Origin of the sequence: Chitinophaga polysaccharea (assembly GCF_007829335.1) — a bacterium.
Classification (GTDB): domain Bacteria; phylum Bacteroidota; class Bacteroidia; order Chitinophagales; family Chitinophagaceae; genus Chitinophaga; species Chitinophaga polysaccharea_B.
In genome coordinates this window covers 791,626-816,120 of the sequence record NZ_VIWO01000001.1, presented here as the reverse complement: position 1 = coordinate 816,120, position 24,495 = coordinate 791,626, and the positions used below count along the sequence as shown (strand labels likewise).

Below are 24,495 nucleotides of genomic sequence, written 5' to 3'. Positions count from 1 at the left end.
CCGTTTTTGTATGAAGAAACTTTTAGCATTATCCGCAGGTGCTTTACTGCTATGGCAAGCATCTACGGCCCAGCAAAAACTTGTGGCAGATAAGATTATCGGTGTAGTAGGGGATAAGATCATCCTCAAATCCGATATGGACGGCGCTCTCGCCGATCAGCAACACAATTCCCCCGATGGAATCCTGAAGTCCGATGCTGCCTGCAAAACCCTGGAAATGCTGATTTCCCAGAAAGTAATGGTGCTACAGGCGGAAAGAGATAGCTTACCCGTAAGCGATGGCGACGTAGAAGCCCAAATGGAAAACCGTATCCGTTACTTCGAATCAATGTACGGTAGCAAGGAAAAAATGAAAGAAATTACCGGCTACTCCATCTACCAGCTGCGCGAACGCTTCCGCACACCTATTAAAGAAGGATTACTGGCCCAGGCCATGCGTAATAAAATCATTGAACCGGTAAAAGTGACGCCGTCAGAAGTAAAACGCTTCTTCGACGCCATCCCGAAAGACAGTCTCAAGTTCTATGAGTCTGAAATGGAAATCGGTACCCTCGTGCTGCAGCCCAAAGCTACCCGCGAAATGGACCAATACGCCATTGACCGTCTTCTCGATTTCAAAAAACGCGTACTGAATAAAGAATCCGACTTCGGTTCCCTTGCCCTCTTATACTCCGAAGATCCAGGCGTGAAAGATAATAAAGGCGTATATGTATTAAACCGTAACGATAAAACCACCTACGATCCTGAGTTCGTGGCCGCTTCCTTCCGTTTGAAAGAAGGTGAAATTTCCTCCCCGGTAAAAACCCAGTTTGGATATCACCTTATCCAGATGGTGAAGCGCTCCGGTGATAACGTAACTGTACAACATATCGTATTACGCGCCGCGGTAACTAAATCCGACCTGGCAGCTAATATCGCCAAGCTGGACTCCATCCGCAGTGGTATCCTGGCCAATAAATATACCTTCTCCGAAGCCGTAGCGAAGTACAGCGATGCTCCCTCCGCGAAATTCGATGGCGGTATGCTCCAGTCCAAAACCGGCGATGGTAGCACCCTGATCACTATTGACCAGCTCGACGATCCAAGCGAAAAAGATATCGTAATGATGCTCGATACCCTGAAACCAGGACAAATATCAGCACCAGTGCAGTTTACCGATGAAAATGGCCGTACCTCCGTTCGTATCGTGTACCTGAAAACCCGTACGCAGCCACACCGGGAAAATCTGACTGATGACTATTCCCGTATCCAGCAACGTACCCTCGATATCAAACGCGCCGAAGCTATCAACAAATGGCTCACAGAAAAGATCCCAACGTTCTATGTACACGTTGACGATGAGTACAAAAACTGTAATCGAATCAGCCAGTGGATGTCGTCACTGGCCAAACAATAAAAGCTCTTTTAGCCCCTGGCTATGAGCAATTAGTAAAGCGGAGATAAGAGCGAAAAACTTTTATCTCCGCTTTCTGATTTTAGCCCGATGGCTAAATCCTTATAGCTTTCTGGTTTTCTCCTTTTTTGGCGTACCTTTGCGACTTCAATTTTCTGCCATGAGTGATGCGATCAAACATGAATGCGGTCTGGCATTTATAAGATTAAGAAAACCATTTTCCTACTACCAACAAAAATATGGGAGCGTTTTTTATGGGCTGAACAAACTATACCTGCTCATGGAAAAACAACACAACAGAGGCCAGGATGGCGCTGGGGTGGCTACCGTAAAACTGAACACCGAACCCGGTGTACCTTTTATGCACCGCATCCGTAGCGCGGCGCCGCAGGCCATAGGCGATGTGTTTGCCAAAATACGCGATGAGATACAGGAAATAGAAAAATATCAGCCGGAAATCACCAAATACCCCGGCCTGATGAAAGGACATGTACGCTTCCTCGGAGAACTGATGATGGGACATATCCGCTATGCTACCCAGGGTAAGAACAACGTGGAACTCTGCCATCCTTTCGTTCGCTACAATACCATCCCCGCCCGCAACCTCACCATGGCGGGTAACTTTAACCTGATCAACACCGACGAACTGTTTGCATTCTCCAAAGCTGAGCCTGGTGATGTGCACAAAAACAGTGACCTCGCCGCTATGCTGGAAGTGGTACACCATTTCCTGGCAAAGGAAGACAGCGACGGTACAAAAGAACTCGACGTTAGAAAAATCCTTCAACAGGCCTTTTCCATGTTCGATGGCGGTTACCATACCTGTGGCCTCATCGGCTCCGGCGATGCCTTCGTGATCCGCGATCCCCATGGTATCCGCCCTTCCTATTACTATATCAACGACGACGTGATTGTAGCCGCCTCTGAAAGAGCTGCGATCCGTACTACCTTCAACGTTGGCGAAAATGAAGTGCTGGAACTGATGCCAGGAAATGCCCTTATCGTTAAAAATAACGGCGACTACTCCATTGAACAGATCCTCGAACCCAAAGAACGTAAAGCCTGCAGCTTCGAAAGGATTTACTTCTCCCGCGGGAACGACGAAAAAATATACCGGGAACGTACAGATCTCGGCCGTCACTTATCTGGCACCGTTTTGAAAGCCATCGATAATGACCTCCGCAATACCATCTTCTCCTTTATCCCCAATACCGCCGAAGTAGCCTTCTATGGCCTGGTAAAGGGATTAGAAGCGTATCTGAATAAGATAAAAGTAGAACGTATCCTTTCCTGGGGAAATGATTATGATGAGGAAAAACTCAGCGAAATGGTCAACCGCCGCATCCGTATCGATAAAATAGCGACTAAGGATGTGAAAATGAGAACTTTCATCACCGAAGATTCCAGCCGTAATGAAATGGTACAACACGTGTACGACATCACCTACGGTAAGGTAAGACCCGGTATCGATACCCTCGTGGTTATTGACGACTCTATTGTTCGTGGTACCACCCTCAAGGAAAGTATCATCAAGATGCTGGACCGCTTAGGCCCTAAAAAAATCATCGTGGTATCCTCTGCTCCGCAGATCCGTTACCCCGACTGCTATGGTATCGATATGAGCAAAATGGGCGATTTCGTGGCTTTCCAGGCAGCCATTGCCCTCCTGAAAGATCATGGCAAAGAACATATCCTGCAGGAAGCCTACGGCCTCTGTAAAGAACTGGCGCGTACCAACACCCTGCATGCCCAGAACGTAGTAAAAAATATTTATAAACCCTTTACTCCAGAGCAGATTTCAGCAAAAATTGCAGAAATCCTCACACCGAAAGGTATTGGTGCCGAAGTGGAAGTTATTTATCAATCTATCGAAAGTTTACACGCTGCCTGCCCCAATAACCTGGGCGACTGGTACTTTACCGGTAATTACCCTACCCCGGGAGGCAATCGCGTAGTAAATAAAGCCTTCATGAACTATATGGAAGGTAAAAACGAAAGAGGATACTAATAGCGCCCAAGGCTTAAAACGTAAAGGCAAAAAGCCATTGAAGCAGATGATTATTGCGAATATTAAAATCGCATTTGGCATTTGCTTCAATGGCTTTTTGCTTTACGCTTTTTGCTGTCAACCTCCATCAAATAACCTTTTCTTCCCATGTTAATTTTATCTTAAATAACGCTATGGTGGCTGACAGTATAATTCTAAGAAGCTAACTTCCTGTAAAATCTGTATTTTCGTCTCAGTTAACTATTGGTTTTCAGCCCATGAAAACATTACTGCTCATACGTCATGCTAAATCCAGCTGGAATGATCCGGACATGGATGATTTTGATCGGCCGCTCAATAAACGGGGCAAACAAAATGCACCGGAAATGGCGCAGCGACTGGTTTCGCGGGGAATGGTACCGGAACTGATCATTTCCAGCCCGGCCAAAAGGGCCCGAACAACCGCCAAAATGATGGCCAGTGAATGGAAATATCCTAAACAGGCTATTTTATTGGAAGAAGAGCTTTATCTCTGCTATGCAGCCACTTTCCTCAAAGTAATCACCAAAATTGATGATGACTTTGGCGCCGTCGCCATCTTTGCCCATAACCCCGGTATTACTGATTTTGCCAATTACCTGACAGAAGAAATCAGGATAGATAACGTACCAACTACGGGTATTTTTGGCATACAGGCGGATACTCAAAGCTGGAAAGACTTTGACATGGCCAGGAAAAAGTTCCTTTTCTTTGAATACCCGCGAAAAGACGATTAGTCCTTCACAATTTTATTATAGGAAGCGGTTATCCCCTTGATCAGGGAAGAACTGAAGCCCTGGTGCTCCATTTCATTGAGCCCGGCAATGGTACATCCTTTAGGCGTCGTTACCTTATCAATTTCTTCCTCCGGATGACGGTTCTCCCGGATCAGTAACTCTGCTGCTCCCTTCACGGTTTGCGCCGCTATCAGGCTGGCCGTACGTGCATCAAAACCAATTTCAATACCTCCCTGGATATTGGCACGGATATAACGCAGCGCATAGGCGATACCACAGGCTCCCAATACAGTAGCGGCATCCATCAGCTTTTCATCAATACTCACAGAAGCCCCTAACTGGTCAAACATCGTCTTTACATAGCGCATCTGTTCTTCCGTAGCATGCTTGTGGGCAATACAGGTAATAGATTCCTGGATGGCAATAGCTGTATTAGGCATCGCTCTTACCACCGGCATCCCTGGCAATACATGTTCCAGGTCATCTATACTAACACCGGTAACCACACTGATTAATATATGGCGGGACGGGTCAAAAGACGCTTTAAATTCCTGCAATACCTCCCTCACATTGTAGGGTTTCAACGCCACTACAATCACTTCCGCTTCGCGGATCGCTATATCATTGTCGGTCTCTATCCTCACTCCTGCATCCTTTAAGGCTGCCAGCGTACTGGTGTTACGCTTGGTAACCGTAATATCTGCGGCCTTCGAAAAACCGCTCTTCAGCAATCCTTGGGCAATGGCCGATCCCAGGTTTCCTCCACCTATAATGGCTATTTTCTTGGCTGACATAAAAAAATGTTTACACTATAAATCCTGAGAAAGGTATAACAAAAGCCGCATCCATGCAAACGGCAACGAATTCCTTAACTTGCAGATATGCAGGCATTACAAACAGCAGCCGCGTTTTACGCCCGGATAAAGGAAGTACACAGCATTCAAAATACGGAGGACAAAGTCCGTCATTACAAACAGATCCTGGAAATCCTCTTCCGGGAGTTAACCCGGAAAGAAACCCGCACTTTCGGTAACCTGTTTGCCCGCATGCAGTTCTTTTTCGACCGGCAGGTGGTTCCCCCGGATATCCATCAGCAGCTGACTGCCCTGCGCATACTAACGAATAAGGCTACACGGGGCATGTTCCCCCTCCAGGAGGCAGAACATGTGCTTTGCATCAAGGCACTCACCGAATCGGTGGCCTGGTGCTACCAGGTGCCGCCTCCAGACGAACTCACCACCATTTATGCTTCCGCCGGCGTACATAAGCTATCGCTGGCCTGGCACCATCGCGCCAGCAGCCTCGCCCTGGTAAAGTGTATGGTCACGGCGGTGGGATCGCTCACCACCACTGCCCAGGGAAAATATACCCTGTTACTGTCGGCCAAAAACGATGAACAAGGCGACTTCCAGCTGTTGCTCGAACTCCTCGAACCGGCCACCATCACCTCCCTGCAGGAGCTGCTACGCCCTTACGATACGATCAATGTACTCCACTGCCGCCAGGGCGCTTCCGGGCACGAATACGCTACCACCGCCGAAAGCCAGGTAGTACTCGAACCCGATCTGCTGATAGATATCAGCGACCTGGCGGAATGCTTTACCCATAAAGGCGCCAACCGGCTGCTCTATCTGGTAAAAAAACTCACCCCGCAGCAGTCCAGTCCCGCCGCCTTCAAAGGAAATCTCGTGAACGCCCTGCTGGATGAGATGCTGCGAAACAAAGACATCGACTTCAAAACCTCCTTTGTAGAAGCCGTCGCCGAAAATGTTCTGCAGGCTGCCGCCTACGGCCGTGAAAAGATCAATGACATGTTTCGTGATATCCGGCAACAACACTGGGGTAATCTGCATAATACCGTAAAAGAGTTACAGGGGCAGCCCGTCCGGATAGAGCCTACCTTTTTTTCTGCTCAGTACGGGCTGCAAGGGCGCCTCGACCTGATGGCCGAAGACGATCACGACGAATACCGCAAAGAAATATTTGAGCTGAAAAGCGGCAAGTGTCCCGACTACCACACCTGGAAAAACCATGAAATGCAGGTAGTAGGGTATAACCTGTTGCTGAAATCTACTTTTGGGCGGCATCGCAAAGGCAGTTCAGCCATCCTGTATTCAGCTGCTACCACCACTCCGCTGCGAAATGTAACCAGTACCCATCTTACGGAAAACGACCTGCTACAACTCCGTAATGAAGTGGTGGCCATGTTACTCCGCCTGGCCGGAGGCGAGGCAGAAATACTGTCGGCCATTACTACTGCCGCTGCTATCGGGCTGCCCTCGTTCAGCGCCGCCCATTTTACCGCCTTTGAACAGGCCTGGCAAACGGCGCCACCGGTACATAAAGCCTACTACCATGAGTTCCTCTCTTTTATGCTCCGGGAATACCTGCAAGCCAAATGTGGTATGTTTTCGGAAATTAACCGGGAAGATGATGCCGACGGCTTCGCCGCACTATGGCTACAACCCGAAAAAGATAAATTATCCCGCTTCAATATCATCCCCGGACTGAGATTCCGGGAATTTGATACAGTGAACAGCTCCGTGCTGTTTGACATAGTCGTTCCCGTTAGCCACAACTTCCGGAAGGGCGATACCGCTATTATCTACCCCCGCACCAGCACTGAGCTACAGCCCATGCAGCAACAGCTGCTAAAGGGCAGGATAGAGGAGCTGGGCAAAGATCAGCTGGCCTTTTCGCTGAATAACCGGCAAATGACGCTCGACTTCTTCCGTCAATTTGATGAATGGATTATTGAACACGACATCTACGAATCTAATTATTGGACGGCCACCGCATCCCTGTTTTACATGATTTCCCCTCTGTACCGGGAGCGCGCCAACATGTTGCTGGGCCTGGGTACGCCGCGCTGGTATCCTTTACAACACAACACCCCGGCAATGTTCAATGCTAACCAGGAACAGATCGTGAAACAGGCGCTGGAAGCACAGGACTATTACCTGTTGCAGGGGCCTCCCGGCACGGGCAAAACCTCCTCCCTGCTCACGACCATTGTAGGTGAAATGGTTAGGCAGGATACCTACGTAATTATTGTAGCCTTTACCAACAAGGCAGTAGAGGAAATCTGTCATAAGCTCAGCGCTAAAGGCATTGGCCATTTACGTATGGGTGGCCGCAGTTCAGAGGCGGCGCTTACCCTGAAACAATACTGCCTGGAAGGCTCTTTGGATGAAGCCCGCCGTTATATTACCGGGCACCGGGTATTTGTAGCTACCGTGGCTACCATGGCTACCCGGCTGGAGCAGCTGGTGATGATGGGGATTCCTACCGATACCCTGGTTGTAGATGAAGCCTCTCAGCTAACGGAGCCTCAGCTCCTCGGGCTGTTAATGCCTTTCCGCAAATTTATCCTGATAGGCGACCAGAATCAGCTGCCCCCTGTGGTAGCGCAGGAGGAGCACTTCTGCCAGGTGAAAGCTCCCTGCTTGCTGGATCTGGGCATACGCGACCTGCGTACATCTATCTTTGAACGGCTGATACTACGTTGTAAAACCAACCATTGGCGGCATGCCTGGGGCATGCTCAATACCCATTTCAGGATGCACGATGGCATTGCGGCATTAGTAAATCATTACTACGCCGGCCAGCTGTCGTCGGGAAGGACTGCGCAACAGGCGGCATTCGATCCAGCACCCGACTATGAAAATATAGGCTGGGAGCGGGTATTATCTCTCGGGAGAAAAATATTTATACCCAGCCCCTATGAGGCTACTTCCAAGATGAACAAAACAGAAGCCCGCTGGGTGGCCTCCTTGCTACAGCACCTGAAAACCCGCTATGGGGCTGGCTTTAGTAAAGATACCGTGGGTGTGGTAACTCCCTGGCGCACACAGATCAGCCTTATCCGGGAGCTGATAGCCGACGATGATGCCCTACAAGACATCAATATAGATACAGTAGAGCGTTTCCAGGGATCGGAAAACGATATTATTATTGTTTCGCTGGCGGTATATCATGCGGCGCAGGTCCAAACGCTGCAATGCCTGGGGCAGTTTAACTGGGAAGAGGAGCACATAGAAGTAGACCGTAAACTGCTGGTAACGTTGTCGCGCGCACGAAAACAGGTGATTATCCTGGGTCACGAGCCGGTATTGAAAGATAGTGCGCATTACCGTCGGATGTTGGCGGATATGAGCAGGGGAGTGCTGTAGAATGCCGCAAATAACAATGGCCATACACGAGGTATGGCCATTGTTCAGACAACATCATATATGATCATTCCTGGCTAACCAGGCTTTAATCCAGTGTTACATGTGCCCAGTTTTCTCCGCTTTTAATGCGGTAAAGCTGCATTTCACTGATATCAAACTGTTCGGCAATTTGCTTCATCGTTTTTTTACCAGGCTTATTCAGCAGGCGTTTAATGCTTTTTACTTTAGAAACATTCAGTTTCAGCCCTTTGATACGGTTACGTTGTTTTTCCTTATAGGCCAGCTTGGCAGGGCTTTTTTGCTGATGCTCCTCCATTTCCTCTTTGGTGGCCCATTTGAGGTTGGATGCTTTGTTATTCTTTTTATCGTAGTCCAGGTGGATCACATATTTATGTGACCGTCCTGCTTTTTTACTGAAAAGTTTGGCCACCTCCCGGTGCAGGTAGAGTGACTGGTAGCTGTCGGCTGGCTTTACGTTCAATACCGTATAGCCTTCCACGGTAGAACCCGTGAGCAGCTTGCCATCTTCGGTACTTTCATGATAACTGATCACTCTCCCCATGTTGGATACAGCGTATTTTTTACGCAGGGCAGATTTGTTTTTAATCTGTAAGTCTTTCCAGACTTCGTTTTTCAGATTTTTAATTGTGGTCATGTGAAAGCAATTTATATTTTTTTATATCCTGGGGTTATCCGTTTATCCGTAAACGTTACAACCAGCCATTTCATTATCAGCTGGCAGAAAATCGTGTGCAGCTAACTGGGGAGCAGCCCTTTCGAATATATGATCTTTGTATTGTAACACAACCGCGTCTAGTACTTCTTCTATCTGAGCTAATGTATTGTAAGTTACTAATTGTTGTCTGAATTCCTTTATATGCGGCAGTCCTTTGAGATAATTCGTGTAGTGCCGGCGCATTTCCAGTATGCCTACTACCTCTCCTTTCCAGGCAACAGAGTGGTGAAGGTGCTTTTTACAAACTTCCACTCTTTCTAAAACAGTTGGTAAGGGTAAATGTTCGCCAGTCTTCATAAAATGCTTGATCTCCCGGAAAATCCATGGATAACCGATAGCAGCACGGCCAATCATCACACCATCTACGCCATATTTCGCCCTGGCGGCTATTGCCTGCTCCGGCGTACATATGTCACCGTTACCAAAGATAGGAATTTGTATGCGTGGATTACTTTTTACTTTTCCGATCAGGGTCCAGTCGGCGCTTCCTTTATACATCTGGGTACGGGTACGGCCGTGAATGGTGAGGGCTTTGATGCCTACATCCTGTAATCTTTCCGCTACGTCTTCTATATTCTTGGTTTCCTCATCCCAGCCCAGGCGGGTTTTAATGGTTACCGGCAGCCTGGTTGCCTTTACTACAGCAGCCGTCAGTTTTACCATTTTAGGGATATCTTTTAAGATACCCGCTCCGGCGCCTTTACAGGCCACTTTCTTTACCGGGCAGCCAAAGTTAATATCCAGCAAATCGGGGTTGGTGGCCTCTACGATCTGGGCAGCCATCGACAGCGACTCTTCATCTCCTCCAAAAATCTGTATCCCTACCGGGCGTTCGTAATCAAAGATGTCCAGCTTCTTCCGGCTTTTAATGGCATCCCGGATCAATCCTTCTGAAGATATGAACTCCGTGTACATCAGATCAGCCCCATTATCCTTGCATACCGCACGAAAAGGCGGATCGCTCACATCTTCCATGGGCGCCAGTAATAAAGGGAATTCTCCCAGTTCAATATTTCCTATCTTCACCATAATTTATATAACCACAGCAGGTTTCGCGGTAGTTATTATTTTAATATTTTATATACTATTTCTTTTACAAGCAGGATTTTTTTGCAGTAATGTCCTGAAAAAGGGCAGCTATCGTTACCAGGAAGCTGACTGCAAAGTGAATTTCGCGCTGTAAATTTACGCAAATTTAATACAGTATTCTCTTATGATTGGTTGCCTGAAACAATCGCCCATTTTATTACAGTTCCTTACCTTCTTTGGCTTTTTCTTTGGCTTCTCTGCTTTGTATGTAGTGGGTATTCAATCATTAACACCCACCATCACCGGTCAAAGCCTGGATGCCCTCCAAAGAACCCTGGATCCTAACTTTGTCGGCTATCTGAAAATAATACAACTCGCTTATACCATCATTGCCTTCCTGGTGCCAGCGGCCATTTTTGCCTACCTGTGGCAACCTTATCCCATGTCTTACCTGGGCTTAAAACTCCCGTCCAAAGCCATTCTGTGGATTTTGGCCCTCTTGGCAATGTTCGGCGTATTACCACTGTCGGGCGCCCTGGGCGAGTGGAACCAAACCTGGCAGGTACCACAATCGGTTAAGGATATGGAGGCGTTGGCAGAAAAGCTGCTGGGCGTTATGCTCAAAATGCCTACTATAAAGGACTTGTTTATAAACCTTATACTGGTGGCTATCATACCAGCTATTGGGGAAGAGCTTTTTTTCCGGGGTGTTTTACAACGGTTAATCATCAACGCCACTGGGAAAGTATGGCTGAGTATATTTATCACTGCCGTTATCTTCAGCGCTATCCATATGGAAATATTGGCATTCGTACCCCGGGTATTGCTGGGTTTTGCACTGGGAGCTATTTATGTCATTAGTGGTAATCTCTGGCTGGCCATTGGCGCCCATGTATTGAATAATGGCCTGCAGGTAGTGATGCTATACCTTTTCCAGCATGGAATAGTAAAAGAGGACCCCCAGGGCGATAGCCATATCGAGTGGTATTACGTAGCTTTGAGTATTCCTGTAACTATCGGCCTGTTTTGGGCACTGAAGCAAAAGTCGCCCGCCGGAGCCATGATAACCAGGGAAAATAAAAGCACCGTTGGTGATGTGGATGAGATAGGAAAGGACGGAAATTTGTAATCTTAACAAGACCTAAAAGCTGTATTATGGAAAAAGACTGGGTTAAAATATTTTCGAGCGACCGGCCCTTTGAGGCGGAAATTGTAAAGGGAATGCTGCTGGACAACGGAATTGACGCTGTTTTACTGAACCGTCAATCCTCTTCCTACAATATTACCCTGCCCGGCCAGGCAGAACTATATGTGCATCAATCGCAGGAAGAAACGGCCAAAAGCCTGGTGCATAATCACAACAATTTGCCCACCGGCGACCCCAATCAGGTAGATGCTGAATAGGAGGGCCGCAGCAACACACCGGGGTCAGGGCTTCGGTGTGGAAATTTGCTTCGTGCCGTAAATTTGTCCACTTTTGCGGGTACATTCTAATCAACAGACAACATATAATGAAGACTTTTTTCACCCGCACTGCCTCAGCGCTTGTGTTTGTGGCAGTAATGCTGGGGGGTATTTTATGGGCCGACTATACCTTTTTCCTACTCTTCTTCCTGGTAGGCTGTTGTGCGCTCCAGGAATATTTTAAACTCATACGCCATATCGATGCCGATTATGCCGGCATTACTTCCTGGCATAAGTGGGGCGCCACCATTGCCGGAGCAGCTATTCTGCTCACCTTTACCGGCAATAATTTTAGCGTGGCACATATCCCTACCGGGCTCATTGGCTGGTGGACCACCGTCATATTCCTGCTGGTAATGCCCTTGGGAGAAGTGTTAATGAGTAAGGACTTTTCTTTAAAAAATATTGGCTACTCGGCTATTGGCCTGCTGTATACCATCATCCCTTTCGGGCTGCTGATCAATATCCGCTTAAACGCCATCAATATTCACTATACAGCCGATAATGTAGGAACAGCCCCCGGATGGCTGATCCCCCTGTTACTCATTATTTTTATCTGGATTAATGATACCATGGCCTATATTGTGGGCTCCCTCATAGGACGAACACCTTTTGCGCCTGCAATTTCTCCGAAAAAAACCATAGAAGGTACGGTGGGAGGGATGATCCTGGCAGTAGCCACCGCCGGCGTTTACGGCCACTTCTGGGGAGGTGAATACCTGGCGTTGCAACACTGGATCGTATTGGCCCTCATTGCGGCCATTTTTGGCACCATCGGCGACCTGATTGAGTCTAAGCTCAAAAGAATGGCGGGTGTAAAAGATTCCGGTAATATTATGCCTGGCCATGGCGGCTTCCTCGACCGGTTCGATTCAATGCTCCTGGCCGCTCCCTTCGCCTGGATTTATGTTCAGTTCTTTATGATGGCCTGACATAATTTCGTATGCTAAAAAAATTGAATTGAAGTAACTTCGCAGCAGACTAAACACATACATCAATCATCTAATAAAAAAACAATGAAGATCCATCGTGAAGGATTTGCTACCATTTCCCTTGTATTCCTGGTACTGGCGTTAATTAACGGAGCAGTATGTTATTGGTTTGGCGCTGCTCCCGGCTTGTGCTGGACGATCGCCATTATTTCCCTGGCGTTCTTCCTGTTCATCGTTTCATTCTTTCGCATTCCTTCCAGACAATATACAACCGGTGATTCACTCGTTGTTTCACCCTGCGACGGTAAAGTAGTGGTAATTGAAGAAGTATATGAACCAGAGTATTTTAAAGATAAACGCCTGCAGGTGTCTATCTTCATGAGCCCGGCTAACGTACACGTAAACCGTAACCCAATCAGCGGCACCGTAAAACTGTCGCAATACCACCCTGGTAAGTACCTGGTGGCCTGGCACCCCAAATCTTCTACCGAAAATGAAAGACATTCTGTTGTAATCGGTAACGGTAAAACAGATATCCTGGTAAGACAAATTGCCGGCGCATTGGCCCGCAGGATTGTAAACTACCTGAAACCGGGTATGGAGGTGAAACAGAATGAGGAAATGGGCTTTATTAAGTTCGGCTCCCGGGTAGACCTTTACCTGCCTATTGGTACAGAAGTAGCCGTACAGCTGGAACAAGTGGTACAGGGCGGGATTTCCGTTATTGCTAAAATCTAGTATCTTTAAAAATAAACGGTTTCATATGATAAAGAAAGCTTTTACCGGTGTTACCACCTTCCTGTTATTAGCCGGCGTGGCACTGGCCCAGGAAAAAACCAAAAGCAAACCTGTTGTAAAAAAGGATTGCACGGCAGCTACCTGCACCACTGCCAAAGGGAAAAGCTGTTGTCAGCAACCGTCTAAAACCGCCAACCTGAGATTGGCTGCCGTGAATAAAACGAAAGCAAAAGCACAATAGAAGCTGCTCCTCCAGGGGCGGCGAAACATCATAAAAAAAGCGAAGCATTCATGAAATGCTTCGCTTTTTTTGTGCCGTTTTCAGGCGCTTATAAAATACTTCTTAACTCACGCAGGTGATTAATTACATAAGTAGGCTGGAAGTCCACTGGTGGCTTAGCCGGATTAAAGTATACCTGGTCCATGCCTACGCCATGGGCGCCTTTAATATCCAGTTCCATCGCATCACCGACCATGATGCTTTCTGTGGCGCTGGTAGCCGCACGGCCTATCGCAAAATCAAAGATTTCGCGGTAGGGCTTTAAGCTGCCTGCCAGCTCAGAAGTAATGATATGGGTGAAATAATGGTCGATTCCCGAGTTTTTCATCTTCAGCAACTGGGTTTCTTCAAACCCGTTGGTGATCATGTGCATTGGATAACCTTTTGCAGCCAGGTAGTCCAGTGTTTCCTTAGTTTCCGGGAATAATGCCTTCTTGGCAGGTAATATTTCCAGGAATTGTTCACTGAGTTTTTGGGTCAATGCCTCATCCCCGATTTTGAAATCCAGCAATGTAAGGCGGAAGCGCTTGTCGCGCAATTCATGGCGGGTGATAAATCCCTTACGGAATCGGTCCCACAAACGCTCATTATGATCTACATAAGAAACGGAAAACGCCTCAAAAGTTGGTATTCCTCTCCGCTCTAAAGCATGGCTATTGTACAGCTCCTGCAAGGTTTCCTGTTCATTGGTTTCAAAGTCCCAGAGTGTATGGTCCAGGTCAAAGAAAAGATGTTTATACTTCATGGCACCGCAAAGGTACTAAATACTGCCCAGAAGGATGAGCGTAAGCAAGGGCATTCAAAGTAAATTCATTATTTTACTGCATTAACGAGGAAAAAATATGAACGCAGTTATTACAGGCGCCAGCAAAGGCATTGGAAAGGCCATTGCTGAGAAACTGGCACAGGAAGGATGTAACGTGGCCATTTGCGCAAGACATGCCGGCGCATTGGCCGATGCCAAAGCAACGATCCAGCAAAAGAATCCGAACGCTACCATACTGGCAGAAAGTGTAGATATGGGAGATAAATCACAGGTATTGGCCTTTGCAGGTAAAGTGATGGCCACTTTCTCCCGTATAGATATACTGGTAAATAATGCCGGCATCTTTATCCCTGGCGCCCTGCAGCAAGAAGAAGATGGACTGCTGGAAAAGTTGATGGCGGTGAACGTATACAGTGCCTACCACCTCACCAGGGCGTTGTTGCCAGCCATGATCCCTCATCGCAACGGGCATATCTTCAATCTCTGTTCTACAGCCAGCTATAAAGCTTATCCCAATGGCGGGTCTTATGGTATTACCAAACATGCCTTATTGGGGTTCAGCAAAAATTTAAGAGAAGAACTGATCCCTCATCATATCAAGGTAACTACAGTAAGTCCGGGTCCTACCTTAACCGCTTCCTGGGATGGCTTCGAAGCGCCCGCCGACAGGATGATGCCCCCGGAAGATATAGCCAGTGTGATTTGGTCGGCCTGGTCCCTGGCCAAACAAACGGTTGTAGAGGAAATCCTGCTCAGACCCATGCTGGGAGACATTTGATCCTTTCATCACATGAGCAATTTTAGTTATTCGGATAATGACAGCAACGCAAAAGATCTGAATAACTAATTTAGAACATATTAAAATGTTTTAACTAACTTTTAACGGGGCTTGCCTCGCTTCCAGCGCGGCTTTGGTTAAATTTGTTGACATAATTTATGATGTACAGAATTAGCATAAGGAAGTGTATTTACTCCATCTTGTTTTGCCTGGGACTGGTAGCCAGCGCGTTTGCGCAGGAGTTCCGCTTTACGACTACTGTGAGCAATAACACCGTGACGCAGGATGAACCGTTCCAGATCCAGTTTATGCTGGAAAATGGGAGCAATGTGACCAGCTTTACACCACCCAGCTTTAAAGATTTTGAAGTGCTCCAGGGGCCTTCACAAATGCAGGGGCAATCCATCTTCAACGGTAAACGTTCTGAATACATAGCACTTAGCTATCTCCTTCAACCCAAACATGTAGGCAGCTTCACCATTGCCGGCGCACAGGCCCGCGTAAATGGGAACGTGGTAAAATCAAACCCGGTGTTGATTGAAGTCAGAAAAGGCAATGCGCAACAGCAACAACAACAGCAGCCACCTGCATCTGCCGGGGCCTATCCATCCCACCGCGGCCAGGGCGGAGAAGACCTTCCCGAAGGATTCCTGAAAAAAGGAGAAGACATCAATGAAAAGCTGAAGAAAAATATTTTCCTGAAAGTAGAGGTGGATAAAACCAATTTATACGAAGGACAGCAACTAACGGCAACGTATAAACTATACACCAGGCTCCCAACTAATTCCAGCGTTACCAAAGTACCTGCCTTTAAAGGCTTTTCCGCAAAAGATATTGAATTGCCCAATCCACCCCAGGCCACCGAAGAACGGGTGAATGGTATTCCCTATAAAGTATTTACCATCCGCAAAACTTTACTGTTCCCCCTGCAATCAGGTACCCTGGAGCTGGACCCGGTAGAAGTAGACAACCAGGTAAGGCTCGTAAAAATGGTGAGCAGCAAACGTAATAACGGCGGACGGGGGGGCAAAGATCCGTTTGAAGATTTCTTCAACGATCCTGCCTTTAAAGATCCTTTCTTTGATGACTTCTTTAACCGTCCGGAAGTTGAATACCAGGACGTTCCGTACAAAATACAGAGCAATCCTATCAGCATTACAGTAAAACCTGTACCGGTAGACGGACGCCCGGTTAGCTATAATGGCGCAGTAGGTAAGTTCAATATGACCGCCGTGGTGGATAAAAATAAACTCACCACAGATGATGCACTTACCCTGAAAGTAACCATCAACGGCCAGGGTAACGTAAATCTGCTTAACTCTCCCAAAATAGACGTCCCTGCAGGTTTCGACAAATACGACCCCAAGGTTACCGACGATATCGAAAAAAACAGCAATCCGCTCTCCGGCAAACGTACTTTTGAATATGTACTGATGCCCCAGGAAGCAGGCGATCATACCATCCCCGCAGTAGAATTTTCTTACTTCGACCCGGAAGCCAATAGCTTTAAAACCTTGCGCTCCGAGCCTTTCAATATTCACGTGGCCCAGGGTAAGCATATAAAACAAGATAAACAGGACTTTGGCGTGGCCAGGAATGAACTGGTGAAAAATGATACCGGCGTACTCGACTGGACCCGCCATCATAGCTGGTTTGTCCTCAGTCCCTGGTTTTATATCTTACTGCTGCTGCCATTACTCGCAGCTGCCGGTATTATCCTGAATAAACGCAGAAAAGACTATAATACCACCAACGCTGCTGCGCTCAAACTCCGCTATGCCAACAAAGTAGCCCTGAAGCGACTGGAACTGGCCGCCCGTTACCTGAAGGAAGGAAAGGATAAGGCATTTTATGAAGAAACTTCCCGCGCTGTTTGGGGATATCTCAGTACCAAACTGAAAATACCCATGGCCGACCTGAGCAAGCAACTGGTACAGGAAAAACTAAATGTGCGCCACATCAATGGCAGCAATACCCACGACCTGTTTAGCCTGATCGATAACTGCGAAGTAGCCCTGTATGCACCAGGACAGGATAATCGTAAAATGCAGGGGACCTACGAACAAGCCGTGACTATTATCAGTAACCTGGAACAGGCGTTAAAGAATTAATTGAACCATGCTGAACTATCATCAACATATTAAACCGGCGTTTTTAGCGATAGCATTGTTGTTCACGTTTTCCGTTGGACGCGGCCAATCTGCCCCCAGCGCTAATCCACAGCATCGCTTTGAAGAGGCCAACCTCCTTTTTAACCAAAGCAAATACACCGAAGCCGCCAGGGCTTACCAGGCGTTGCTGGATGAAGGACATACACAAAAAGCGCTTTATTTTAATGCCGGTAATGCCTGGTATAAAGCCGGTAAACCCGGGCTGGCAGTATACAACTACGAAAAAGCGCTGGAGCTATCTCCCAACGATGCTGCAGTGAAACATAACCTCGACCTGGTAAATCAAAAAGTGAATGGCTTCGTAGAGGAATTACCGCTGGTGTTTTTCCAGCAATGGTGGTTGCAGTTACAACACCTGCACAAAGCAAATGGCTGGGCAATAGGCGCCGTAGTGCTTTTCTGGCTACTGATAGCCGGCATCATAATGAATGTTTATACACCCGGATGGAGAAACCATTTTGTAAAATGGGGCACCTATGTGCTGGGCGCTTTATGTGCGCTTTACCTGCTCATGGCGGTAGATACTTACCTTTCTGCCAATAATCATCAAACAGGCATCGTCATGAACGCCAATATTAAAGCGAAAACGGCGCCCGATGAAAACAGCCGGGATGCCTTTGAAGTAGGAGAGGGCATGAAAGTACATATTACCGATGCCACCGCTGATTTCTGTAAAATAGAACTGGCAGACGGCAAAAGCGGCTGGATAAGTTGTTCGTATATTAAACGGCTGTAATACTTATAATCGCTCTATCCGCAGTAAAAAGTCGTGTTTCTTTTCGCGGGCTACCGGTACACAATAGCCATCACTCATAATTATTTCTCCCCCATCTCCCTTAATATACTTGTTCATAAACGACAGGTTAATCAGGAAGCTATTATGTACCCGGAAGAACCCTTTACCGGATAGCCAGACTTCCATTTCGGGCAAGGTGCGGTGTACCAGCACTGGCTTGTCTGGCATCTGTAAATGCAACCGGGTTTGCGCGCCGATAGATCTGCAATAAATAATATTCCGGGCAGTAACCATTTGCAACCCGTTCAGGGTTGGCAATGCCATTCTTTCGTCCTGCCCGAGCTGTTGTTGCAGGAACTGCAACAAGTTATCCAACTTTTCTGTTTTATCGGCATGCGTTTGCAAACCGGCTTTTTCTACCGCTAGCCGCAACTCTTTCGAGTCTATCGGTTTGAGCAGGAAGTCCAGTGCGCTGTGATGAATAGCCTCCAGGGCATATTGATCATAAGCTGTGATGAAAATGACGGAAAAATCACGGTGGTTACAGGCTTCAAGTACCTGGAAACCGTCTATTCCGGGCATCTCCACATCCAGGAAAACTAGTTGAGGGTGCAAGTTATTAATCGCGTGAATGGCCTCGAGGCCGTTTCCACAAACCGCTTGTAAGACAACATGCGGACAATACCTTTCCAACATTATTTGTAATGCATCCCGACTATGTTTCTCATCATCTACAATGATGGTACGCATACGTTAAAGTAATAAGATTGTGATTGCAGGTTTGCGTTGAGATGAAGTTTATATGGTCATTGAGCCCCAAAATCCATGTAGAAATTAAGCAATTAATGGCATATGACCCAATTAAAGACTTAGCCAGCCAGAGATTGGCAGGCTCCCACATGTTGCATACTAATAATCAACCTGTTAGCAGTGGGCGCAAGGGAGGCGTCGTATATCTGCAGCGCTTTAATACTGGCCTGCATATGATATTTTTCACTCATCATATACAACCGTTCCGAGGCAATGTCGATACCGGATGCCTGGCGCTCGCCGGTGCTATCCAGTATTTCCGTAATCAATACCCCATTATCTTCCAGCTGTATAAACAGGCGGTCTTTTTCTTTACAGATGGTGATCAGCAGCTGTCCACCTGACTTCTGGGGTCTTAACAACAGGCGATGCCAGATAGCGTATTGCACGTAAGGTTGAATAATCAGGGGAGGTATTAAAGTAAATTGCTTGTTCACATCCGGCAGTACATTTATCTGGTAGTTGAACTGCTCATCGAAGCGTAGTTGCTCCAGCTGTATATATAGTTCCAGTGCGTCCAGTTCATCCTGGAGAGAAATCCATTCTTTATTGAAGTTCCCGATCATGAGGCGCATCAAACGGGAAAAACGGGTGAGGTATAGGGAGGCCATATCCGTACTGGTAGTAAGGATATAATGATGAATAGCGTTGAGGCTATTAAAAATAAAATGAGGGTCCATCTGCGCCTGGAAGGCATGTAGTTCCAGGTTAACCAGCGCATGGTGTTTGGTTATTTCTTTCGCTGAAGCTCTCCTGATTTTTCTTTCCCGCAGGGCAAAAAATACTATTAGGGTAACGAGACTTAACAAAAAAAACAGCCACAAGGGCCACTCCGCAGCAAAGACTATGTACGTATAATGTTGTGCCACAAATTAGGTTTACAGGATGCACTTCATCTCATATAAGCAGAATAAATATCGGCTAATTCAGCACCACGGGAAAGGGGGATTTACTATGAGGTCGAATTTCAGGGGAAAGTGGGGAGATTGAGATGAAAAGTGGCTAAAAGCATTTTGCTTTCTGCCTTATACCCTTTGCAGGCATAAGGCAGAAAAACAACTGGTTATGCTTCTGTAAATTTATATCCAACGCCTCTTACAGAGTGGAAATAGCGGGAATTACGGCTGTCTTCTTCAAAATACTTACGGAAATTGAGGATAAAGTTATCAATAGTACGCGTGGTAGGGTATACGTTATATCCCCATACTACCTGTAATATCTTTTCGCGGGTAACTACTTCGCCTTTATTTTCGATCAGCAGCTTCAGGAGCATAGCTTCCTTCTTGCTCAGCTCATAGTGTTTACCGTCTTTGCCAATACACTCCTGTGCGGCAAAGTCAATAGTATTATCTCCAAAGCGATATACATTGGGTACACTGTCTTTATCCTGGATCTTCTTATTTTTTACGATCAGCTTCTCAACCCGAAGTAATAACTCTTCCAGGTTAAAGGGTTTGGTCATATAATCATCGCCCCCTTTCTTTAGCCCCAGTACACGGTCGGCACTACTGTTTTTGGCGCTGAGGAAAAGGATGGGTATCTCATTATTCTGAATGCGTATGTTTTCACATACAGCAATACCATCCATTTCGGGCAACATGATGTCCAATATAATAAGGTCGAAATATTCGTTTTTAACTGCTTTCAGCGCAGCTGTACCGTTATCTACTGCCGTTACTTCATATCCTTCCAGCTCCAGGTTCAGCTTCAGCGCTTCCTGAAGATTTTCTTCATCTTCCACCAGCAGTATTGATGCCTTTGTCGCTTCCTTCATGTGTTAATGTTTGATTTTACATCGAATCCGGGTTATTGATATTCACCAATCCTTCATCTAATTTACGCTGTTTGAATGGAATATTCAGGCAAGGTTATTTCAAAACAACTACCAACCGGTACATTATCCTTTACTTCGATACTGCCGCCATGTTGTTCTACGATCTTAGCCGTGAGGAATAACCCCAGTCCAGATCCTTTTGCATTGCGGGTATTTTCGTTGCCCACCCGGTAAAACTTTAGGAAGATGCGACCTTTCTCTTCATCGGGGATACCTGGTCCTTCATCAATTACCTGTAATTTCAGCTCCTTGTTGCTCTCAAAGAGTTTTACGAGGATGGTAGTATTCTTGGGGGCATATTTAGCGGCATTCTCCACCAGGTTGTTAACAATAATCTGCAGGGTAAGCTTATCTCCTTCCAGCCATATATCCGGCATTACTTCCGCATTGATCTGATGGGTGCCTATACGGCCATCGAGGTCTTTAATACTTCCGGATACCAGCGAGGAAAAGTCGAGCGGCTCCTTAAAAAGCCGGTATTTATGCGTTTCCAGCTGTGCGGCCAGCAAAATGTTGTTGCATAACTGGTCGAGGCGGTTCGTTTCGCGGATCGTATTGTTGAGCAGCTTCAACTGCGTTTCCTCATCCAGCTTATGTTTACGGATCGTTTCCAGGTTTAGTTTGGCTACTGCTATCGGGGATTTCAACTCGTGCGTTACCGCCATCATAAAGTTCTGCTGTTGCCGGCTGAGTTTCATATATTTCCAAACGGCCCGGTATACAAATACAGCCCCCAATAAGATAATGCCCAGGAAAATGATCCCTTCTCCCAGGTACTTAAAGGAGCGCATATGTTCCTCCTTGTTAATCCTTTGCAACTCCAGCTGATGTTCTACCGGTTGTGTAAGGCTATCGACCCGGAGATACAGGTTTTGTTGTTCGAAGCCTTTGATTTGTTCGCTTTGCCTGAACAATAAAATGCCCCACCATACCAATGCGGCTATGGTGTAAGCCATCACCAGGAAGTAAACGAAGGAAACGGTTTTTCCTTCCTGCATTTTATTGAAAAATCTTTTCATCATTGCCTGGTACCGGCTTTCTCGATCCGCAAACCAACATTCATCACATGGGGGAGCGGATTTTGCCGCATATTCTGTTCAAAGGTAAATTTGTAGGTTCCTGGTTTGTTGAAGATGGCCCGCTGCTGGATGAAGATACGGTGCTCGTAAATATCATCCAGACCCGAACCAGACCATTTACCAGTGATATCTGCCAGCGGCAGTTCTACCCGTTGTTCTTTAGGTATACTGTCGCCCGGGTATTGCGTACCTACCAATACCCATATGTTGCTGTAGGGATAGGCATCGGTATGCCTGATATTTACGCAGATATTATACAGGTAAGCAGTATCCTCCGGATGTATGTTTACTTCAAAAGTAGGTTTGTAATCATAGGACCACTCATGCCCCGGCACTTCCAGGTTTTTCTCGTAAGTATCCATTTTAGGAGGCTTACAAGCTGTTGCCAGCAATAATAAGCCTGCGGTGGCCAGAAAAAGTTGCTTCATACGGTGATGTGCCTTACTATAAAACGTTTAAAACTTGTTCTTTGGCTTTTTCCAATTCGTCTTTCATCAGCACTACCCATTGTTGAATACCGGCATCATTGGCTTTGGAGCCTGTGGTATTGATTTCGCGGCCTATTTCCTGCAATACAAAACCCAGCTTCTTTCCTTTGGCGGCGTCGGCATCTTTCAGGATTTCCCGGAAATAGCGGAGGTGATTCTCCAGTCGGGACAACTCTTCCGAGATATCCAGTTTTTCCAGGTAAAAGATCAGCTCTTGTTCAAGGCGGTTGCCATCCACATTTTCTTTCCCTACATGTTCGGCCAGTAAGCCTTCCAGGCGCTGACGAATACGGTCTTTGCGAAGTGGGTCCAGTTCACGCACTTTTTGCATAGAAGCATCTATATTATCGATACGCTGCTGCAGATCGGCATCCAGCATCTGACCTTCATCGATACGATGACTGTCGAGGTCGGTCAGGGCCTGACGCAGGGTAGTCTCCACATCTTTCCATTCTTCTTCTGTGATTTGCTCAGTAGCTGGTGTTACTACTTCCGGGAGCTTCATCAACACATTCAGCATATCGGTTTGCGGCAGCTCCAATTCATTGGACAACGCGGTAATAGACTGGTAATAATATTTGGCAAGATCTGTATTAATCACAACCGGACGGGTGGCGCCGTTCTGGCGAATATTAATAGTGGCATCCAGGGTACCTCTCTGCAACGTTTGCTGCATAAGGGTGCGGATGTCAAACTCATAGGGCTTTAACAAAGGAGAAAACTTCAGATTCACTTCAAACTGCTTCCCGTTCAGCGATTTGATCTCCACTACGATACTTGTTTCGCCTTTGGTGCTTTCTGCCCTTCCGAAGCCGGTCATTGATTTCAGCATAATAGAAATTTGTAGGTGACAAACCTAGTTAAAAAAGCTGAAAGGATAAAGCCTAAGCTGAAAGCAATGGAGGAGTGGTAAGCCCGATTTTTTACCATCGGCCTTTCAAAAGTGCTCAGCGCCCGTCTTTAAAGGCTTTTATTTTCAGTCCGCGGTAAATTTCCTCCCGGCTCAACTGCCTGATATCGCCCGATTGCATACCCGCAATGGTGATGTCCTCCATCCGGTAACGGACAAGCCTCAACGTAGGGAACCCAACGGCAGCGGTCATACGCCTTACCTGCCGGTTCTTTCCCTCGGCTAAAACCAGCCGTATCCAAGGCGCCGGAATGCTCTTGCGGAACCGGATAGGCGGGTTACGGGGTGGCAATACGGGTTCTGCTGCCAGTATCTCCCCCTTGCAACGACGAGTAAGGTAGTCCTTTCCATCTATATTGATCCGGACGCCAGCCTCCAGCCGCTGCATCGCCTCCGGTGTGATGGCCCCGTCTACCTGTACCCAATACTCCCGCTCATGCGCATATTGGGGCGATAATAACCTTTGATTCAGCGCCTTGTCGTTGGTCAGGATCAACAACCCCTCGCTATCGTAGTCCAGTCGCCCCACCGGGTATACGTCTCCCGGTACTTTAAAGTAGTCGGCCAGACAAGCTTTATTCCCTTCCGGGGTAAATCTTGTCAGCACCTCATATGGTTTATAAATAATATAATAATAAAGTTCCACTAATACTTTTACTTTGGTTAAGGCCGTGTAAATTAGTACTTTTGCAAATTGATTATGGCTACACCGATTCACAATCCTTCCTGTCAAAACTGCAAGGACCGCTTTTCTTCCATATTTTGCAAGGCGGACCAATGCAATCTGGATCTTCTCTCAGAGGCAAAGGTGTGTTCTGTCTATAAAAAAGGACAGGTCATTTTCCATGAAGGGGCTTATCCATTCGGTGTTTACTGTATCAACGACGGCAAAATAAAGCTGTCCCATAGCGGCGATGACGGCCGGGAACAAATTGTACGCCTGGTGAAAGCCGGCGATATCATGGGGTATAAAGCCCTGCTAAGCAATGAAAGATATACTGCTACGGCTACCGCCCTGGAAGACTCTTCTATTTGCTTTGTTCCTAAAGATTTGTTTCTCAATATCTTACAAAAAGATGCTTCTCTTTCCTTTGAAATGATGCGCATCTTGTCGAGTGAACTCCGCAAAGCCGAACTGAAAATTACCCACCTGGCGCAAAAACCCGTACGGGAACGCCTGGCAGAAACCCTGCTTTTCATCAAAGAAACTTACGGACTGGAAGCCGACGGACATACCCTCAGCGTTCGTCTTTCCCGCGAGGAGATCGCCAACCTGGTAGGCACCGCCACCGAGTCGGCCATACGCCTGCTCTCTGAATTCAAGAAAGACGGTATGATAGAGCTGGAAGGTAAAAAAATCCGCCTGCTCGATATGCCGGAAATCATCAGGACCGCCAACCTGCAGGAATAACCCTG

At 47.0% G+C, this 24,495-nt stretch carries 24 protein-coding genes; 13 read left to right on the top strand and 11 right to left on the bottom strand.

Going from position 1 to position 24,495, the window contains the following annotated elements; all coding sequences use genetic code 11:
• Positions 1-10: 10 nt before the first annotated feature.
• The 3 genes from FHW36_RS03495 (at position 11) to FHW36_RS03485 (ending at position 4,156) form a co-directional block, all read left to right on the top strand.
• Entirely contained in the window at positions 11-1,396 is a 1,386-nt protein-coding gene (locus tag FHW36_RS03495) for a peptidylprolyl isomerase (RefSeq protein WP_186452290.1), read from the top strand.
• Positions 1,397-1,673: 277 nt separating this feature from the next.
• A complete protein-coding gene (locus tag FHW36_RS03490) occupies positions 1,674-3,401 on the top strand; it encodes an amidophosphoribosyltransferase (RefSeq protein WP_246121054.1) in 1,728 nt (575 codons plus the stop codon).
• 257 nt (positions 3,402-3,658) lie between these two features.
• Positions 3,659-4,156 (top strand): SixA phosphatase family protein, encoded by a 498-nt coding sequence (locus FHW36_RS03485; RefSeq protein WP_145662287.1) that lies wholly within the window; start codon positions 3,659-3,661, stop codon positions 4,154-4,156.
• Here FHW36_RS03485 and proC read toward each other — a convergent pair.
• Entirely contained in the window at positions 4,153-4,950 is a 798-nt protein-coding gene (proC, locus tag FHW36_RS03480; protein ID WP_145662284.1) for a pyrroline-5-carboxylate reductase, read from the bottom strand. The genes FHW36_RS03485 and proC overlap by 4 nt on opposite strands.
• 87 nt (positions 4,951-5,037) lie before the next feature.
• Here proC and FHW36_RS03475 point away from each other — a divergent pair, with 87 nt between their 5' ends.
• Complete coding sequence (locus tag FHW36_RS03475) at positions 5,038-8,328, top strand: AAA domain-containing protein (protein ID WP_145662281.1); 3,291 nt, start codon at positions 5,038-5,040, stop codon at positions 8,326-8,328.
• Between the two features lie 85 nt (positions 8,329-8,413).
• Here the strand turns inward: FHW36_RS03475 and FHW36_RS03470 are convergent, their stop codons facing one another.
• Together FHW36_RS03470 and dusB are read right to left on the bottom strand one after the other, a co-directional pair.
• Positions 8,414-8,983 (bottom strand): NUMOD4 domain-containing protein, encoded by a 570-nt coding sequence (locus FHW36_RS03470; protein WP_145662278.1) that lies wholly within the window; start codon positions 8,981-8,983, stop codon positions 8,414-8,416.
• Positions 8,984-9,025: 42 nt separating this feature from the next.
• Positions 9,026-10,093 carry a tRNA dihydrouridine synthase DusB gene (gene dusB, locus FHW36_RS03465; protein ID WP_145662274.1) on the bottom strand — a complete coding sequence of 356 codons (1,068 nt, stop codon included), beginning with the start codon at positions 10,091-10,093 and terminating at the stop codon, positions 9,026-9,028.
• 184 nt (positions 10,094-10,277) lie between these two features.
• Here dusB and FHW36_RS03460 point away from each other — a divergent pair, with 184 nt between their 5' ends.
• The 5 genes from FHW36_RS03460 to FHW36_RS03440 all read left to right on the top strand — a co-directional run bounded on the left by FHW36_RS03460 (position 10,278) and on the right by FHW36_RS03440 (position 13,468).
• Complete coding sequence (locus tag FHW36_RS03460) at positions 10,278-11,222, top strand: CPBP family intramembrane glutamic endopeptidase (protein WP_145662271.1); 945 nt, start codon at positions 10,278-10,280, stop codon at positions 11,220-11,222.
• A 26-nt stretch (positions 11,223-11,248) separates the two neighbouring features.
• Positions 11,249-11,497 (top strand): putative signal transducing protein, encoded by a 249-nt coding sequence (locus FHW36_RS03455; protein WP_145662268.1) that lies wholly within the window; start codon positions 11,249-11,251, stop codon positions 11,495-11,497.
• Positions 11,498-11,604: 107 nt separating this feature from the next.
• Positions 11,605-12,489 carry a phosphatidate cytidylyltransferase gene (locus tag FHW36_RS03450; RefSeq protein WP_145662265.1) on the top strand — a complete coding sequence of 295 codons (885 nt, stop codon included), beginning with the start codon at positions 11,605-11,607 and terminating at the stop codon, positions 12,487-12,489.
• An 84-nt stretch (positions 12,490-12,573) separates the two neighbouring features.
• Positions 12,574-13,227 (top strand): phosphatidylserine decarboxylase family protein, encoded by a 654-nt coding sequence (locus FHW36_RS03445; RefSeq protein ID WP_145662262.1) that lies wholly within the window; start codon positions 12,574-12,576, stop codon positions 13,225-13,227.
• Between the two features lie 25 nt (positions 13,228-13,252).
• Positions 13,253-13,468, top strand: coding sequence for a hypothetical protein (locus FHW36_RS03440; RefSeq protein ID WP_145662260.1), 216 nt, complete (start codon positions 13,253-13,255; stop codon positions 13,466-13,468).
• Between the two features lie 88 nt (positions 13,469-13,556).
• On the opposite strand, the gene FHW36_RS03435 is transcribed toward FHW36_RS03440, so the two are convergent.
• Positions 13,557-14,252 carry a YjjG family noncanonical pyrimidine nucleotidase gene (locus tag FHW36_RS03435; RefSeq protein ID WP_145662257.1) on the bottom strand — a complete coding sequence of 232 codons (696 nt, stop codon included), beginning with the start codon at positions 14,250-14,252 and terminating at the stop codon, positions 13,557-13,559.
• A gap of 97 nt (positions 14,253-14,349) precedes the next feature.
• On the opposite strand from FHW36_RS03435, the gene FHW36_RS03430 reads away from it, so the two are divergent.
• The 3 genes from FHW36_RS03430 to FHW36_RS03420 all read left to right on the top strand — a co-directional run bounded on the left by FHW36_RS03430 (position 14,350) and on the right by FHW36_RS03420 (position 17,958).
• A complete protein-coding gene (locus FHW36_RS03430) occupies positions 14,350-15,051 on the top strand; it encodes an SDR family oxidoreductase (protein WP_145662254.1) in 702 nt (233 codons plus the stop codon).
• Between the two features lie 158 nt (positions 15,052-15,209).
• On the top strand, positions 15,210-17,162 hold the full coding sequence (locus FHW36_RS03425) for a BatD family protein (RefSeq protein WP_145662251.1): 1,953 nt from the start codon (positions 15,210-15,212) through the stop codon (positions 17,160-17,162).
• 7 nt (positions 17,163-17,169) lie between these two features.
• On the top strand, positions 17,170-17,958 hold the full coding sequence (locus tag FHW36_RS03420) for a tetratricopeptide repeat protein (protein WP_145662248.1): 789 nt from the start codon (positions 17,170-17,172) through the stop codon (positions 17,956-17,958).
• A 3-nt stretch (positions 17,959-17,961) separates the two neighbouring features.
• On the opposite strand, the gene FHW36_RS03415 is transcribed toward FHW36_RS03420, so the two are convergent.
• The 7 genes from FHW36_RS03415 to FHW36_RS03385 form a co-directional block, all read right to left on the bottom strand.
• The gene (locus tag FHW36_RS03415; protein WP_145662245.1) at positions 17,962-18,708 is read right to left on the bottom strand and encodes a LytR/AlgR family response regulator transcription factor; all 747 of its coding nucleotides are present in this window, start codon (positions 18,706-18,708) and stop codon (positions 17,962-17,964) included.
• 119 nt (positions 18,709-18,827) lie between these two features.
• The gene (locus tag FHW36_RS03410) at positions 18,828-19,637 is read right to left on the bottom strand and encodes a sensor histidine kinase (RefSeq protein ID WP_145662242.1); all 810 of its coding nucleotides are present in this window, start codon (positions 19,635-19,637) and stop codon (positions 18,828-18,830) included.
• 194 nt (positions 19,638-19,831) lie between these two features.
• Positions 19,832-20,542 carry a response regulator transcription factor gene (locus FHW36_RS03405; RefSeq protein WP_145662239.1) on the bottom strand — a complete coding sequence of 237 codons (711 nt, stop codon included), beginning with the start codon at positions 20,540-20,542 and terminating at the stop codon, positions 19,832-19,834.
• A 62-nt stretch (positions 20,543-20,604) separates the two neighbouring features.
• A complete protein-coding gene (locus FHW36_RS03400) occupies positions 20,605-21,624 on the bottom strand; it encodes a sensor histidine kinase (protein ID WP_246121053.1) in 1,020 nt (339 codons plus the stop codon).
• Positions 21,621-22,109, bottom strand: a complete 489-nt coding sequence (locus FHW36_RS03395) for a gliding motility lipoprotein GldH (RefSeq protein WP_145662235.1) — start codon at positions 22,107-22,109, stop codon at positions 21,621-21,623. The genes FHW36_RS03400 and FHW36_RS03395 overlap by 4 nt, the downstream gene beginning before the upstream one ends.
• A 16-nt stretch (positions 22,110-22,125) precedes the next feature.
• Complete coding sequence (locus FHW36_RS03390; protein WP_145662232.1) at positions 22,126-23,001, bottom strand: YicC/YloC family endoribonuclease; 876 nt, start codon at positions 22,999-23,001, stop codon at positions 22,126-22,128.
• Between the two features lie 115 nt (positions 23,002-23,116).
• A complete protein-coding gene (locus FHW36_RS03385) occupies positions 23,117-23,725 on the bottom strand; it encodes a pseudouridine synthase (RefSeq protein WP_145662222.1) in 609 nt (202 codons plus the stop codon).
• Between the two features lie 54 nt (positions 23,726-23,779).
• Here FHW36_RS03385 and FHW36_RS03380 point away from each other — a divergent pair, with 54 nt between their 5' ends.
• Positions 23,780-24,490: a Crp/Fnr family transcriptional regulator gene (locus tag FHW36_RS03380; RefSeq protein WP_145662219.1), complete on the top strand. Its 711-nt coding sequence runs from the start codon at positions 23,780-23,782 to the stop codon at positions 24,488-24,490.
• The last annotated feature ends 5 nt before the right edge of the window (positions 24,491-24,495 follow it).

What these genes read in the sequence shown, in the direction of transcription:
- FHW36_RS03495 (WP_186452290.1), top strand. Translation starts at nt 11, where the DNA reads ATGAAGAAACTTTTAGCATTATCCGCAGGTGCTTTACTGCTATGGCAA.
- FHW36_RS03490 (WP_246121054.1), top strand. Translation starts at nt 1,674, where the DNA reads ATGGAAAAACAACACAACAGAGGCCAGGATGGCGCTGGGGTGGCTACC.
- FHW36_RS03485 (WP_145662287.1), top strand. Translation starts at nt 3,659, where the DNA reads ATGAAAACATTACTGCTCATACGTCATGCTAAATCCAGCTGGAATGAT.
- proC (WP_145662284.1), bottom strand. Translation starts at nt 4,950, where the DNA reads ATGTCAGCCAAGAAAATAGCCATTATAGGTGGAGGAAACCTGGGATCG.
- FHW36_RS03475 (WP_145662281.1), top strand. Translation starts at nt 5,038, where the DNA reads ATGCAGGCATTACAAACAGCAGCCGCGTTTTACGCCCGGATAAAGGAA.
- FHW36_RS03470 (WP_145662278.1), bottom strand. Translation starts at nt 8,983, where the DNA reads ATGACCACAATTAAAAATCTGAAAAACGAAGTCTGGAAAGACTTACAG.
- dusB (WP_145662274.1), bottom strand. Translation starts at nt 10,093, where the DNA reads ATGGTGAAGATAGGAAATATTGAACTGGGAGAATTCCCTTTATTACTG.
- FHW36_RS03460 (WP_145662271.1), top strand. Translation starts at nt 10,278, where the DNA reads ATGATTGGTTGCCTGAAACAATCGCCCATTTTATTACAGTTCCTTACC.
- FHW36_RS03455 (WP_145662268.1), top strand. Translation starts at nt 11,249, where the DNA reads ATGGAAAAAGACTGGGTTAAAATATTTTCGAGCGACCGGCCCTTTGAG.
- FHW36_RS03450 (WP_145662265.1), top strand. Translation starts at nt 11,605, where the DNA reads ATGAAGACTTTTTTCACCCGCACTGCCTCAGCGCTTGTGTTTGTGGCA.
- FHW36_RS03445 (WP_145662262.1), top strand. Translation starts at nt 12,574, where the DNA reads ATGAAGATCCATCGTGAAGGATTTGCTACCATTTCCCTTGTATTCCTG.
- FHW36_RS03440 (WP_145662260.1), top strand. Translation starts at nt 13,253, where the DNA reads ATGATAAAGAAAGCTTTTACCGGTGTTACCACCTTCCTGTTATTAGCC.
- FHW36_RS03435 (WP_145662257.1), bottom strand. Translation starts at nt 14,252, where the DNA reads ATGAAGTATAAACATCTTTTCTTTGACCTGGACCATACACTCTGGGAC.
- FHW36_RS03430 (WP_145662254.1), top strand. Translation starts at nt 14,350, where the DNA reads ATGAACGCAGTTATTACAGGCGCCAGCAAAGGCATTGGAAAGGCCATT.
- FHW36_RS03425 (WP_145662251.1), top strand. Translation starts at nt 15,210, where the DNA reads ATGATGTACAGAATTAGCATAAGGAAGTGTATTTACTCCATCTTGTTT.
- FHW36_RS03420 (WP_145662248.1), top strand. Translation starts at nt 17,170, where the DNA reads ATGCTGAACTATCATCAACATATTAAACCGGCGTTTTTAGCGATAGCA.
- FHW36_RS03415 (WP_145662245.1), bottom strand. Translation starts at nt 18,708, where the DNA reads ATGCGTACCATCATTGTAGATGATGAGAAACATAGTCGGGATGCATTA.
- FHW36_RS03405 (WP_145662239.1), bottom strand. Translation starts at nt 20,542, where the DNA reads ATGAAGGAAGCGACAAAGGCATCAATACTGCTGGTGGAAGATGAAGAA.
- FHW36_RS03400 (WP_246121053.1), bottom strand. Translation starts at nt 21,624, where the DNA reads ATGATGAAAAGATTTTTCAATAAAATGCAGGAAGGAAAAACCGTTTCC.
- FHW36_RS03395 (WP_145662235.1), bottom strand. Translation starts at nt 22,109, where the DNA reads ATGAAGCAACTTTTTCTGGCCACCGCAGGCTTATTATTGCTGGCAACA.
- FHW36_RS03390 (WP_145662232.1), bottom strand. Translation starts at nt 23,001, where the DNA reads ATGCTGAAATCAATGACCGGCTTCGGAAGGGCAGAAAGCACCAAAGGC.
- FHW36_RS03380 (WP_145662219.1), top strand. Translation starts at nt 23,780, where the DNA reads ATGGCTACACCGATTCACAATCCTTCCTGTCAAAACTGCAAGGACCGC.